11 protein-coding genes and 1 pseudogene are annotated in these 12,741 nt (G+C 67.3%); 5 read left to right on the forward strand and 7 right to left on the reverse strand.

The window, feature by feature from the left end; all coding sequences use genetic code 11:
- Positions 1 to 425: 425 nt before the first annotated feature.
- Positions 426 to 2,390 carry an acetate--CoA ligase gene (acs, locus tag ELR45_RS13235; protein WP_129666693.1) on the forward strand — a complete coding sequence of 655 codons (1,965 nt, stop codon included), beginning with the start codon at positions 426 to 428 and terminating at the stop codon, positions 2,388 to 2,390.
- A 198-nt stretch (positions 2,391 to 2,588) separates the two neighbouring features.
- Complete coding sequence (locus ELR45_RS13240; RefSeq protein WP_129666696.1) at positions 2,589 to 3,791, forward strand: sensor histidine kinase; 1,203 nt, start codon at positions 2,589 to 2,591, stop codon at positions 3,789 to 3,791.
- 10 nt (positions 3,792 to 3,801) lie between these two features.
- On the opposite strand, the gene ELR45_RS13245 is transcribed toward ELR45_RS13240, so the two are convergent.
- The 3 genes from ELR45_RS13245 to ELR45_RS13255 are packed head-to-tail and all read right to left on the reverse strand — an operon-like array spanning position 3,802 to position 6,649.
- Positions 3,802 to 5,538, reverse strand: a complete 1,737-nt coding sequence (locus ELR45_RS13245) for a sodium/solute symporter (protein WP_129667089.1) — start codon at positions 5,536 to 5,538, stop codon at positions 3,802 to 3,804.
- Between the two features lie 20 nt (positions 5,539 to 5,558).
- Positions 5,559 to 5,921 (reverse strand): DUF485 domain-containing protein, encoded by a 363-nt coding sequence (locus ELR45_RS13250; protein ID WP_129666699.1) that lies wholly within the window; start codon positions 5,919 to 5,921, stop codon positions 5,559 to 5,561.
- Positions 5,918 to 6,649, reverse strand: a complete 732-nt coding sequence (locus tag ELR45_RS13255) for a LytR/AlgR family response regulator transcription factor (protein ID WP_129666702.1) — start codon at positions 6,647 to 6,649, stop codon at positions 5,918 to 5,920. Before ELR45_RS13255 ends, ELR45_RS13250 begins: the two co-directional genes overlap by 4 nt.
- Before the next feature lie 277 nt (positions 6,650 to 6,926).
- Between ELR45_RS13255 and ELR45_RS13260 the strand changes: the two genes are divergently transcribed.
- From ELR45_RS13260 to wrbA, 3 genes are all read left to right on the forward strand, one after another.
- Positions 6,927 to 7,217 carry a DUF485 domain-containing protein gene (locus ELR45_RS13260; RefSeq protein ID WP_129667090.1) on the forward strand — a complete coding sequence of 97 codons (291 nt, stop codon included), beginning with the start codon at positions 6,927 to 6,929 and terminating at the stop codon, positions 7,215 to 7,217.
- Complete coding sequence (locus ELR45_RS13265) at positions 7,217 to 8,824, forward strand: solute symporter family protein (RefSeq protein ID WP_129666705.1); 1,608 nt, start codon at positions 7,217 to 7,219, stop codon at positions 8,822 to 8,824. Before ELR45_RS13260 ends, ELR45_RS13265 begins: the two co-directional genes overlap by 1 nt.
- A gap of 184 nt (positions 8,825 to 9,008) precedes the next feature.
- On the forward strand, positions 9,009 to 9,617 hold the full coding sequence (wrbA, locus tag ELR45_RS13270) for an NAD(P)H:quinone oxidoreductase (RefSeq protein ID WP_129666708.1): 609 nt from the start codon (positions 9,009 to 9,011) through the stop codon (positions 9,615 to 9,617).
- 18 nt (positions 9,618 to 9,635) lie between these two features.
- On the opposite strand, the gene ELR45_RS13275 is transcribed toward wrbA, so the two are convergent.
- The 4 genes and pseudogenes from ELR45_RS13275 to ELR45_RS37770 form a co-directional block, all read right to left on the reverse strand.
- The gene (locus ELR45_RS13275) at positions 9,636 to 10,241 is read right to left on the reverse strand and encodes a response regulator transcription factor (RefSeq protein WP_129666711.1); all 606 of its coding nucleotides are present in this window, start codon (positions 10,239 to 10,241) and stop codon (positions 9,636 to 9,638) included.
- Positions 10,242 to 10,416: 175 nt separating this feature from the next.
- A complete protein-coding gene (locus ELR45_RS13280) occupies positions 10,417 to 11,343 on the reverse strand; it encodes an NAD-dependent epimerase/dehydratase family protein (protein WP_129666714.1) in 927 nt (308 codons plus the stop codon).
- Positions 11,344 to 11,448: 105 nt separating this feature from the next.
- Entirely contained in the window at positions 11,449 to 12,492 is a 1,044-nt protein-coding gene (locus ELR45_RS13285) for an MDR family NADP-dependent oxidoreductase (RefSeq protein ID WP_129666717.1), read from the reverse strand.
- Between the two features lie 63 nt (positions 12,493 to 12,555).
- A pseudogene (locus ELR45_RS37770) lies at positions 12,556 to 12,741 on the reverse strand (hypothetical protein); the annotation flags it as partial.

Raw genomic sequence — 12,741 nt, forward strand, 5'->3', positions numbered from 1 at the left:
GCATCACGTCTGTCGCCTCGGCTGGCCCGGGACGACTGCCCTTACATGGGAGATCGCCGCGTGGGTACCCATCTACCGTGCGATGGACCTTTTCTGGTCCGCTACCTCTTTCATAGTTCATCGGCGGCCACTGCGCCAAGGCAAATGCCAGATCTTTACAGTTCGCGGCCTGCGTCGACGGGTGTTCGCGCAGGCGCTGCCGGGGTGCCGACCGTGGTTTCGCGTCGGCGATCTCGCCTCGGCGCGACATGAACCCGGTCACGTGGCGAGGACGGAGTCTGAGACGATCAGTAGACAAGGAGTGCCCGTCTGATCCCTGCCGCTCGTCGCGCCGCTGTGCGCTGGGCGGTATTGCCGTGAAGGAAAGGCACGTGGTGAGGTGGACCACGGGACCAGCCGAGTACGAGACGTGAGGAGCAGACAAGGTGACCAGCGACGCGCTCTCCAATCTGCTGCACGAAGACCGCCGCTTTCCGCCATCCCCGGAGTTCGCCGCTCAGGCCAATGCCACGGATGCGCTATACGACGAAGCCAGAGCCGACCGGCTCGCGTTCTGGGACCGGCAGGCTCGTGACCTGCTGTCCTGGGAGCGGGAGTGGGACGAAGTACTCGACTGGAGCAATCCTCCGTTCGCGAAGTGGTTCACCGGCGGCCGGCTGAACGTCGCCTACAACTGTGTCGACCGGCACGTCGAGGCGGGGAACGGCGACCGCGTCGCGATCCACTGGGAAGGCGAACCGGGCGACTCCCGGACGCTCACGTACGCTGATCTTCAGCGCGAGGTCAGCCAGGCGGCCAACGCCCTCACCGCCCTGGGTGTCGGGCACGGGGATCGAGTGGCGATCTATCTGCCGATGATCCCTGAGGTCGTCGTCGCGATGCTGGCGTGCGCGCGGATCGGCGCCATCCACTCCGTGGTCTTCGGAGGGTTCTCCGCGGAGGCGTTGCGCAGCCGTATCGACGATGCGCAGGCCAAGCTGGTCATTACCGCCGATGGTGGCTTCCGGCGGGGTAAGCCCGCGGCGTTGAAACCCGCCGTCGACGAGGCCGTCGTGCGGTGCCCGTCGGTGGACAAGGTGCTGGTCGTCCGTCGGACTGAGCAAGAGGTGGACTGGGACGGTACACGCGATGTGTGGTGGCACGACATCGTGGACGCCCAGCCGGTGGACCACACGCCGGAGCCCCATGACTCAGAGGACACGCTGTATATCCTCTACACCTCTGGCACCACGGGTAAACCGAAGGGCATCAAGCACACATCCGGCGGATACCTGCTGCAGACGGCGTACACGCACCGCAACGTGTTCGACCTGAAGCCGGAGTCCGACGTCTACTGGTGCACGGCCGACGTCGGCTGGGTGACCGGCCATAGCTACATCGTGTACGGCCCATTGGCCAACGGCGCCACCCAGGTCATCTACGAGGGCACGCCCGACTATCCAGAGCCTGGCCGGTGGTGGGACGTCGTCGAGAAGTACGGCGTGACCATCCTGTACACGGCGCCCACCGCCATCCGGACATTCATGAAGCAGGGTGAGGAGATCCCGGGCCGCCGTGACCTGTCGTCCTTGCGGGTTCTCGGTAGCGTCGGCGAACCGATCAACCCGGAGGCGTGGATCTGGTACCGGCGCGTGATCGGCGGTGACCGCACGCCGGTGGTGGACACATGGTGGCAGACGGAGACCGGCGCCATCATGATCAGCCCGCTCCCCGGTGTGACGTCCGCGAAACCCGGATCGGCGCAGGTGCCGTTGCCGGGCATCGTCGCCGAGGTGGTCGACGACGCGGGCAACGTCGTTCCCGACGGGCACGGCGGCTACCTGGTGCTCACCGAGCCCTGGCCGTCGATGCTCCGCACTATCTGGGGCGACGACCAACGGTTCATCGACACTTACTGGTCGAGGTTCGAAGCGCAATACTTCGCCGGGGACGGCGCGAAAAAGGACGAGGACGGCGATCTCTGGCTGCTGGGCCGGGTCGACGATGTCATGAACATCTCCGGGCACCGCATCTCCACCACCGAGGTCGAATCCGCTCTGGTATCCCACGAGAAGGTGGCCGAAGCCGCCGTCGTGGGAGCATCCGACCCGACCACCGGACAGGGCATCGTCGCGTTCGTCATCCTGCGCGCCGATGCCGGTGACGGCGGTGCGGACGTGGTGCAGGAGCTGCGTGACCACGTGGCGAAGGAGATCGGCCCGATCGCCAAGCCGCGGCAGATCCTCGTGGTCGTCGAGCTGCCCAAGACGCGGTCCGGCAAGATCATGCGGAGGCTCTTGCGGGACGTGGCAGAGAATCGCGAGCTCGGCGACGTCCAGACGCTGGCGGATCCGACGGTGATGAACCTGATCAGCGCGGGCTTAGCGTCGAGCGCCTCAGACGACGAGTAAGCGCGAGCGCCCGAGCACCAGAACGCCTGATTTGGGAGGTGGGGCGGTCGAGCTTCCTCGGCCGCCCGCCGCCTGCTTCCTCATGGTCGTCCTGGCGACACCATGCCTCCATGAGTCCATGGCGACAGCTGGACCTGCGTCCACCCAACCGGAACGGTCCAGTGAGCTTGGTTCTCCCGCAGGCGTTAGGGTCCGAGCATGAGTTCGTCGGTGGCCGTCGTAGGCGTCGTGGTGGTGCTGGCCGTGCTGGCGGCGGTGCTGCTGGTCCGGCTGGTCCGGTCGCGTCTGGTGCTGGGGACGACGGAGAACCAGACTACGTACCGGGTGCTGCACACCACCAGCCTCGCCTCGCCCGAGTTACGCTCCGGGCTCAGCGCGGGTGCCGAGCGGGCCGTGAAGCACCTGCGTGACTTGCTCGCCACACCCTCACTGGCGCTCACCGATGGTGAAGGCGTCCTGGCATGGGATGGGGTTGGCAGGGTGCACGCCGCGGATGTGGATCGGCATGCCGCTATTGCGCTCGAGGTGGGCAAGACCGAGGTGCTCGGGCCGGAAGCGATCGCGTGTGAACGCGACGACTGCTTGGTGCGCCATGCGGTCGTGACCGCGCTGACCACTGAGGATCGGGTGGTGGGCGCGCTGGTGGCGTATACGACGGCGCGGCCGTCAGCTGGGTTGGTGCGGGCCGTCGAGGAAGTCGCGAGGTTCGTGTCCGGCCAGCTGGAGCTCGCGGGGTTCGACCGGGAGCGGGCGAAGCTCGCGGAGGCCGAGATCCGTGCGCTGCGGGCGCAGATCTCGCCGCATTTCATCTACAACGCGCTCGGCGCGATCGCGTCGTATGTCCGTTCCGAGCCGGAGCACGCACGCGAGCTGTTGCTGGAGTTCGCCGACTTCACCCGCTACTCGTTCCGCCGGCACGGAGATTTCACAACGCTGGCGGAGGAGCTGCGCTCCGTCGAGCGCTACCTGATGCTGGAGAGAGCCAGGTTCGGCGATCGGCTATCGGTCACGCTGCGAGTGGCGCCGGAGGTGCTCCCGGTGGCGGTGCCGTTCCTGTGCCTGCAACCGCTGGTGGAGAACGCTGTCCGGCATGGCCTGGAGGGCCGATCCGGCGCCGGGCACATCACGATCATCGCGGAGGACGCCGGCAACGAGGCGCTGATCAGTATCGACGACGACGGGCTGGGCATGGACCCGGAGCTGGCCCGCGGGTTGCTGGCCGGGGGGAGCGACGGCGAGAAGGTCGGCATCGGCAACGTCGACGAACGGCTGCGCGCGGTGTTCGGTGAGGAGTACGGGCTGGTGATCGAGACCAACGTCGGCGCCGGAACACGGGCACGCATGCGGGTGCCGAAGTACCGCCCCGGCGTACGCGCTACCCCACCTGCTACCCCTAAATGATCATGTTCATTTAGGGGTGGCGCCAGCGGTCTTCGGGGTCCCAATCGCCGCGGTCGAGGTCGAGGTTCTCGGGCGTGTGCAGCCGGACCATGGTGCGGTCCACCCCCGGCGCGACGTGTCGCTGGGTCAGTAGCGACACCACGATCATCACGGTGAAGGTCATCGGCATCGACCAGGCGGCCGGCTGTGCCAGCAGCGCACCGAGCCACCCGTCCTGCGGTCCGAGCACGATGGTCGTCGTGACGGCCGCGGTGGCGGCGCCGCCTCCGGTGATCAATCCGGCCACCGCGCCCGGCCAGGTCAGCCGGCGCCACCAGATGCCCAGGACGAGTAGCGGGCAGAACGACGACGCCGCGACCGCGAACGCCAGGCCCACGACGTCGGCGATGCTCAGCGTCGGGCTCGACAGCGCCAGGCCGACAGGTATCAGCAGGGCCAGCCCGGCGCCGAGCCGGAATCCTGTCACCGGGTTGCGCACCCGCCGCCCCAACAGATCCTGGGAAAGCACTCCGGCCACCGAGACGGTCAGCCCGGAGGAGGTCGATAGGAACGCGGCGAACGCGCCCGCCGTGATGAGAGCGGTCAGCGCTTGCCCCGCGGCGCCGTCGACCAGTTCTCCCGGCAGGATCAGCACGACGGCGTCGGTCCTGCCGGTGAGGAGCAACTCCGGCGTGTAGAGCCGGCCGAGTGCGCCGTACAACGGAGGCAACACGTAGAACAGGCTGAGCAGGGCCAGCACGGTCAGGGTGGTCCGCCGTGCCGCCCGGCCGTCCGGGTTGGTGTAGAAGCGGACCAGCACGTGCGGCAGGCCCATGGTGCCGAAGAACAGCGCCAGGATGAGCGAGTAGGTCGAGTAGAGCGGATGGTCGCCGCCGGAACGCATCGGCAGTGCCCAGTGCTCGCCGCTCATCGGGGTCAGCTGCGAGGCGTGCGGGATCTGCGCGCCGGCCGGGAACGTCAGTACTGACCCCGCGGTGATGTCGTGCTCGCCGGAGGTCAGAGTGAGCTCGTCGTCGATGGGCTCGCCGTCGATCGTTCCATCGGCGCGGACGGTGACCGGATCGGTGACGTCGATCGTGACATCGGTGGTGATCTCGACGGCCGTTCTGTCGGTGAAGGCCGGTTCCTCCGGCGTCGCCAGCTCGGGGCGGCCGTCGGACTGCCAGGCCAGGAGTATGAAGACGACGGGCAAGGCCAGCGCCGTGAGCTTGAGCCAGTACTGGAACGCCTGGACGAACGTGATACTGCGCATGCCGCCACCGAGCACGCTGACCAGCACCACCGCCGCGACCACCACCGGGCCCACCCACGCGGGCGCACCCGTGACAGTGCGCAGGGTGAGCCCGGCCGCCTGGAACTGGGGCAACAGGTAGAGCCAGCCGATCGCCACCACGAGCACGCTCGAGGTGAGCCGTACGACCGTGGACTCCAGCCGGGCCTCGGCGAAGTCCGGCAGCGTGTACGCCCCAGACCGGCGCAGCGGCGCCGCCACCAGTACCAGGAGCATCAGGTACCCGGCGGTGTAACCGACCGGGAACCACAACATGTCGGTGCCGTACGCGAGCACCAGCCCGGCGATTCCCAGGAATGACGCTGCCGAGAGGTACTCACCGCCGATGGCCGACGCGTTCCACCATGGTGTCACTGTCCGGGACGCCACGTAGAAGTCGCCGGTGGTGCGCACGGCCCGCACACCGTACATGCCGATGAGTATCGTGGCGATCGCGGTGACGATCACCGCTGCCATGCCGGCCGAGCTGTTCGCGGTCACCTCCGGCCCACCATCTCGGCGAAGTCACGTTCGATCCGCTCCGCGTGCCGGACATAGAACCACGCCGCCGTGATCAGGACGGGGTAGACGGCACCGCCGAGCACCACCCACGGGAGCGGAACGCCGAGGAGCTCGAGGTCGGTCAGCCGTGGCGCGAACGTGAACGCCAGCGGCACCAATGCGACCAACCCGAACACCACACCCGCCACGGTCAGCCCAAGACGCAGCTGAGCCCGCAGCAGCGCCCGCATGTACACCTCGCCAAGCTGCGTCTGCGCGTCGATCTCGGCGGCGACGGCCTGCCGGCGGGCACGTGGCCGCCGACGGCGGGGCCCGGTGACCGTGACCCGTTCCGTCATCGCAGATCGCCGGACTCACGGACGAGTAGGTCGCGGAATGCCCGGGTGTGCCGCCGGCTCACTGGGAGAACGGTGTCCCCGACGACGACGGTGTAGCGGCCTGCGTCCATGCGGATCTCGGAGACGTGCGCCAGAGCCACCAGATGGCTCCGGTGGATCCGGACGAACCCGGCGTCCGCCCACCGTTCCTCCAGCGTGGACAGCGGTATTCGGAGCAGATGGCTGCCATCGCCGGTGTGCAGCCGCGCGTAGTCGCCCTGCGCGGTGACGTAGCTGACGTCGCTGCGCCGCACGAAGCGTGTGACGCCGCCGAGCTCGACCGGGATGGTCTCGTCGTCGGGATCGTCCCCTGCAGCCTGCTGGCCCTCGACTGTGCCCGCCGCTCGCCGGATCGCTTCCGCAAGCCGCTCCGGGCGCAACGGTTTCATGACGTAGTCGACCGCGTGCAGGTCGAACGCGTCGACGGCGTGGTCGTCGTACGCGGTGACGAAGACAACGGCCGGCCGGTGACGGAACTGCGCGAGAACACGCGCCAGGTCCAGCCCGGAGAGTCCCGGCATCCGGATGTCGAGGAACACGGTGTCGACCCGCTCGCGCTCCAGAATCCGCAGCGCGTCGGCGCCGTCGGACGCGGTCAGCACATGTTCGACCCGGTCGTCCCGTCCCAGCAGATAGGCAAGCTCCGCCAGGGCTGGGGGTTCGTCGTCGACCGCGAGAACGCTGAGCATGCCGGTGAGAGTAGCCCTGAGACGACTCGCTTGTCAGGTCCGTTCGTCGCACTGGTTCGACCGCTCGTCGTCAGGGCGCGGTCCGCGTGGCGACCGGCGAGGCCCTTTCACCGCATCTCACCGGCAAGGCTCTCCCGCACGATCCCGGCCGCGCCTAGCGTGACGGACCACAAGCGGCCATGTGATACGGGCCACACCACGACGAGGAGGTCGCGTGAGTAGTCTCGACAGTCCGACGCCGGAACCGGCTGTGCCGACGGCGTCGGAGTACGAGCGGATGCAGGCAAGCCCGGAGTTCGCCGAGCTGCGACGCAGGTTCCGGGCGTTCGCTTTCCCGATGACCGTGGCGTTCATCGCCTGGTACTTCATGTATGTGCTGCTGTCGACGTACGCCGTCGGCTTCATGTCCACGAGCGTCTTCGGCAACGTCAATGTCGGCGTCGTGCTCGGCCTCGGGCAGTTCGCCTCGACCTTCCTCATCACCTGGCTGTACATCCGGCATGCCAACAGCAGGCTCGACCCCGTCGCGACCCGCATCCGCGAGGAGTTGGAAGGGGGCAGCGCCTGATGGACATCGGCAGCCCTGGCGTCAACATCGCCATCTTCGTGATCTTCGTCGTCGCGACCCTCTTCATCGTGCTGCGGGTCGCCGGCACCAACAAGACGGCCGCCGACTACTACGCCGGAGGCCGGGCGTTCACCGGCCAGCAGAACGGCACGGCGATCGCCGGAGACTACCTTTCGGCAGCGTCGTTCCTGGGTATCGCCGGCGCCATCGCCATCTACGGATACGACGGCTTCCTCTACTCGATCGGCTTCCTGGTCGCGTGGCTGGTGGCGTTGCTGCTCGTCGCCGAGCTGCTGCGGAACACCGGCCGGTTCACGATGGCGGATGTCGTGTCGTTCCGGATGCGGCAACGGCCCGTCCGCACAGCCGCATCGACGTCGACGCTGGCGGTGTCGTTCTTCTACCTGCTGGCGCAGATGGCCGGGGCAGGCGGCTTGGTAGCGCTGCTGCTCGGTGTCGAAGACGAGGGCGGCCAGGGCGTCGTCATCGCCGTCGTCGGTGCCATCATGGTGTTCTACGTCCTGGTCGGCGGGATGAAAGGCACCACCTGGGTGCAGATCATCAAGGCGATCCTGCTGATCGCCGGGGCCGGCGTGATGACCGTCTGGGTCATGGCGAAGCACAACTTCGATCTCTCGGAGCTCATGGGCGCGGCTGTCGACCGCGCGGGCGGCGCGGAGGGGCTGTTGGAGCCGATGAACCGGTACGGTGTCAGCGGGACGTCAAAGCTGGACTTCATCTCGCTCGCCCTGGCCCTGGTGCTCGGCACCGCCGGATTGCCACACGTGCTCATGCGTTTCTACACGGTTCCCACAGCCAAGGCGGCCCGACAGAGTGTGACCTGGGCCATCGCGTTGATTGGGCTGTTCTACCTGTTCACGCTGGTGCTGGGGTACGGCGCGGGCGCCTTGGTCGGTCCAGAGGAGATCGCCAGCGCACCGGGAGGCGTCAATTCCGCGGCGCCCCTGCTCGCCTACGAACTCGGCGGGACGTTACTGCTCGGCATCATCTCGGCGGTGGCGTTCGCGACGATTCTTGCCGTGGTTGCCGGTCTGACCATCACGGCATCCGCGTCGTTCGCGCACGACATCTACGCCAACGTCATCAAGAAGGGCGAGGTCAAGGCGGACGATGAGGTGCGGGTGGCCCGCATCACGGCGGTGGTGATCGGAGCAGTGGCGATCGGCGGTGGCATCCTGGCCAACGGCCAGAACGTCGCGTTCCTGGTGGCGCTCGCGTTCGCCGTGGCCGCGAGCGCGAACCTGCCGGTGATTCTCTACTCGCTGCTCTGGAAGCGGTTCAACACGAGCGGGGCGCTCTGGAGCATCTACGGTGGACTGGCCACCGCGGTGACCTTGATCGTCTTCTCTCCCGTGGTATCTGGAAAGCCGGTGGACCCAGCGACGGGGAGCAGCACCTCGATGATCCAGAACGTCGACTTCCATTGGTTCCCGCTGGACAACCCGGGCCTGGTCTCCATCCCGGCCGGCTTCCTCTTCGGTTACCTCGGAACCCGGCTGTCGAAGGAGTTCAACGCCGCCAAATACGCCGAGATGGAGGTGCGGTCCCTGAGCGGCGCGGGCGCGGAGAAGGCGACACAGCACTGAGCCCGAGGCGATTGAGACGCAGCGCTGAAGCCGTAGCGATATGAAAGGACCCGATGGCGCCGGTGCCGTTGCCCGGCGCCATCGACCCTTTCATGCCGTCCCGAATACGGTCACGTGACAGATTCGGGGTGTCCCCAGGTGGCTCTACCGTCGGTGTCCGCTGTACGCGAGAAAGGGACATCACATGGGCCAGAACGTCAAGGTCGCGGTCATCTACTACAGCTCCACGGGGAATGTGCACGCGCTCGCCAATGGCGCCGTAGAAGGAGCCGAGAAGGAAGGCGCCGAGGTGAGGCTGCGCCGCGTGGCGGAGCTCGCCCCGGCTGAGACGGTCGCCTTGAAACCTGAATGGGCCGGTCACGCCGATGCGACGCGGCATATCCAGGAAGCGGGCGTCAACGACCTGATCTGGGCGGATGCGGTTCTGTTCGGAACGCCCACCAGGTACGGCGTCATGGCAAGTCAGCTCAAGCAGTTTATCGACACTACCGGCCCGATCTGGGAGAAGGGACTGCTCTCCGACAAGGTCTACTCCGCCTTCACCTCGACCTTCACCAATCACGGGGGCCAGGAGAGCACGCTGTTGTCCTTGTACAACGTCGTGTACCACTGGGGTGGCGTGATCGTGCCACCCGGCTACACGGATCCCGTCCAGTTCGAACTGGGCAATCCCTACGGGACAGCTCACATCAGCGGCGACGGCTCGCCCGCCGACGTGCACTTGCGGACCGTCCGCTACCAGGCCGCCCGTGCAACCGTCATAGCGCGGGCGCTCAAGCAGGGGCGCAACTGACAGATCGGTCAGACCGCCTTACATCCAGCCCGCCTCGGTCGCGATCCGGATCGCGTCGATGCGGTTGCGCGCGCCGAGCTTGCTGATGGCATTCGACATGTAGTTCCGCACCGTCGCCGGTGAAAGCGAGAGCTTGACCCCTATCTCCTCGGTGGTGAATCCCATGGTGGCCACCTTGAGCACGTCGGTCTCTCTGATGGTCAGCGGATTCGCGCCGGTTTGCAGAGCTGCGGTCAACAATCTGGGATCGATGACGCGCTCATCCCTCATCACACGGCGGATGGCCTGGGACAGGGCGTCTGCCGGCGCGTCCTTCATGAGGAAGCCCTGCGCACCTGCCTGGAGCGCCCGGAGCAGGTGGCTCGGCTGGCTGAGTCCGGTGAGGATGAGGACACGGCAGGCCGGCACGGTGTCGGCCAGGGATTCCGCGGCGGAAAGGCCATCCAGGCCCGGAAGGTCGATGTCCAGGAGGGCGACGTCGGGCTGGGTACGCAACGCTGCCTGCTGAACCTCGTCGCCTCGTTCCACTTCGGCCACAACCTCGAGGTCGTCCTCGGTGCAGAGCAGGGCCACCAGTGCACCACGGATCATGTGCATGTCTTCGGCTATCAGCACTTTGATCATGGTCCCCCCGTCTGGATCTGCGCGTTCCGGGACGCGTCGCGCCGGAGCGACTGTGAACTGCAGCCGGCGTGACCGTGACGATATCCCTCTTCGTACTCAAGACGTTGAGCAACGTTACGGGAAGGCGCGTACGGAGGTCATCACCCGAAGGTGGCAATGGTGGTGTTATTTCGCGCTAGGGCCGATCTGTTAGGTCCGTCGTGAAGCCGTCTCGCCAGGACGGGTACGCGGGGCGCCAGTCCAGCTGCGATCGGGCGCGGGCGTTGTCGGCGCCGCGCAGGTTTGCCATGAAAGCAACGCCCCAGCTGCCGACGGCGGTGCGCGCCAGCCAGGCCGGTGCCTTCTTGGGGGCCGGTGCGCCCAGCAGCCGTGCCATCTCCGGCAGCCAGGTTCGCATCGGCGTGGGACTGTCGTCGACGATGTTGAGTGCGCCATTGATCGGCGTGTCGAGGGCAGCCGCGATGGTGATTGCCGCGTCGTAGGCGTGCGTGAATGAGAAGACCGAGTCCCCGCCACCCACGATCGGCACCTTCCCAGCCCGGACCTGCCGGGTGAAGTCCCCATCCGGGGCGTATGTACTGCCTGGCCCGTACAGGTGGCCGAAGCGTAGGACCAGCCCGCCTGCATCCCGGGTGAGCCGCTCGTGTTCGAGCAGGGCGGCGACGATCGGGCGGAACTGCTTGGGTCCGTCCGCCCAGAACGTGGTGTCCTCGTCTGCGAGCTGATCGCCGGCGGGTCGGTAAGCATACGCCAGGCCTTGCGCGATCACCCGGGTTGCGCCCGCCGTCCGTGCGGCGTCGATCAGGTTCTTGGTGCCCTCGGTACGCAGGCGGTTGGTGACCGCGAACTCCGACGCCAGTCGTTTGGGGTTGAGCTGCTTCGGGATGGCCGTGAGCAGGTGGATCACCGCGTCGGGTTCCGCCTTGTCCACCGCCGACGCCGTCGCGTTCCGATCCAGGGCGTCGGCGACGACCGTCTCGTAGTCGGCATCCGGCCGGACCGATCCGCGGGTGAGCGCCACCACGTCGTGCCCGGTCCGTTTGAGTACCGGGACGAGCTGGCGCCCGATGACGCCGGTGGCTCCGGCGACTAGCACTCGCATGTCAGCTCCCGTTCCTTCTGTCCGATCTGGTGCGTCGACCATAGAGCGGTGGCAGGTCGCGCCGAATCCGTCGTATGACTGGGCCCGCGGCCGCCGCGCCGCGGCTCAGGAGAGCCGTACCAGGACGGTGCCGACGGAGCAGGTGGACGCCACCAAAGCTGTGGACACTTGCTCGAGACCCTCGAAGGTGGTCTCGTCGGCACGCAGGTCTCCCTCGGCGAACCAGGTCGCCGCATGCTGGATGTACTCGTCAAAGGTCGGCAGATAAGTGCTGACCTGCACGCCCCGCAAGGTGAGCTGTTTGTCGATCACCTTGGCGAGGTTGTGCGGACCGGGAACCGGGTGCCTGGCGTTGCAGCTGCTTTCGGAGTCCACAAGGGCCGCGCGGCCACCGGTGCGGAGAGCGTCGATCGCGGCTACCAGAAGGTCGCCGCCGACGTTGTCGATGAAGACGTCGATCCCATCCGGCGCGACCCGGCCGAGCTGAATGCCGACGGAACCGAGGTTGTGGTCGATGATCATGTCGAATCCGGATGCGTCTAGCACCTTGAGCGTCTCATCCGGCCCGCCTGCCGAGCCGATGACGGTCGAGGCGCCGAGCTTGCGCGCGATCTGGCCGGCTACGCTGCCGACCGGGCTCGCCGCGCCCGATATGAACACGACGTCGGCTCGTTGGATTGCGGCCACGTCGATCAAGGCGGCGTAGGCGGTCAGCCCGGGAAGGCCCAGCACGCCCAGGTAGGCCTGTGGCGGGGCCAGCTCGGCATTCACGACGAGCGCGGCGGCTGCGTCGACGACGGCGTACTCTCGCCATCCCAGCGAGTGCAGGACGGTGGCGCCGACCGGAATACCCGCCGCCTTGGAGACGACGACCTCGCCCACGGCGCCTCCGTCCAGCGGCCTGCCAGGCATGAACGGCTGCCGGACCGGGGTGGGCACATCGTCCATCCGGCTGAAGACATGCGGGTCCACCGACATCCAGGTGTTGCGGACCAGGATCTGGCCCTCACCTGGCGGCGTCACCTCGGACTGAGCGAGCTCGAGGTTGGCCGAATGCAGCATGTTCGGGCGGGAGGCGAACCGTACCTCCCGGCTTCTGGTGGCGAGTCGTGTCATCCTCGGCTCGGTCACATCCGACGTGAGAGACATGGGCCGAGATTAGGCTCCGCCTACCGCGGAACGAATCTGTTGAACGACTGGAGTTTTTGGCCATCAACTGTAGGCTGCCTGACCGGGCTCACGAGCTGCCGCAGCGGTGGCGGCGAGCCACGGGTCCCTGGTGACCGGGACGGTGACCGTAAGAGTGAACCGACCGCTGGGGTCGAGGTCGGTGGTGAGCCGGCCACCGACGGAGTCGGCGCGCGCCGAGAGGTTGGCAAGGCCGTTGCCGGCGCCGTT

It is taken from the genome of Phytoactinopolyspora endophytica (genome assembly GCF_004138495.1).
Taxonomy (GTDB): domain Bacteria; phylum Actinomycetota; class Actinomycetes; order Jiangellales; family Jiangellaceae; genus Phytoactinopolyspora; species Phytoactinopolyspora endophytica.

Bases quoted from the DNA above. Each gene is read 5' to 3' on its own strand.
- ELR45_RS13280 (WP_129666714.1), bottom strand. From the start codon at position 11,343: ATGCGAGTGCTAGTCGCCGGAGCCACCGGCGTCATCGGGCGCCAGCTC.
- ELR45_RS13255 (WP_129666702.1), bottom strand. From the start codon at position 6,649: ATGCTCAGCGTTCTCGCGGTCGACGACGAACCCCCAGCCCTGGCGGAG.
- ELR45_RS13260 (WP_129667090.1), top strand. From the start codon at position 6,927: ATGCAGGCAAGCCCGGAGTTCGCCGAGCTGCGACGCAGGTTCCGGGCG.
- ELR45_RS13285 (WP_129666717.1), bottom strand. From the start codon at position 12,492: ATGTCTCTCACGTCGGATGTGACCGAGCCGAGGATGACACGACTCGCC.
- ELR45_RS13245 (WP_129667089.1), bottom strand. From the start codon at position 5,538: ATGGCAGCGGTGATCGTCACCGCGATCGCCACGATACTCATCGGCATG.
- wrbA (WP_129666708.1), top strand. From the start codon at position 9,009: ATGGGCCAGAACGTCAAGGTCGCGGTCATCTACTACAGCTCCACGGGG.
- ELR45_RS13250 (WP_129666699.1), bottom strand. From the start codon at position 5,921: ATGACGGAACGGGTCACGGTCACCGGGCCCCGCCGTCGGCGGCCACGT.
- ELR45_RS13275 (WP_129666711.1), bottom strand. From the start codon at position 10,241: ATGATCAAAGTGCTGATAGCCGAAGACATGCACATGATCCGTGGTGCA.
- ELR45_RS13240 (WP_129666696.1), top strand. From the start codon at position 2,589: ATGAGTTCGTCGGTGGCCGTCGTAGGCGTCGTGGTGGTGCTGGCCGTG.
- ELR45_RS13265 (WP_129666705.1), top strand. From the start codon at position 7,217: ATGGACATCGGCAGCCCTGGCGTCAACATCGCCATCTTCGTGATCTTC.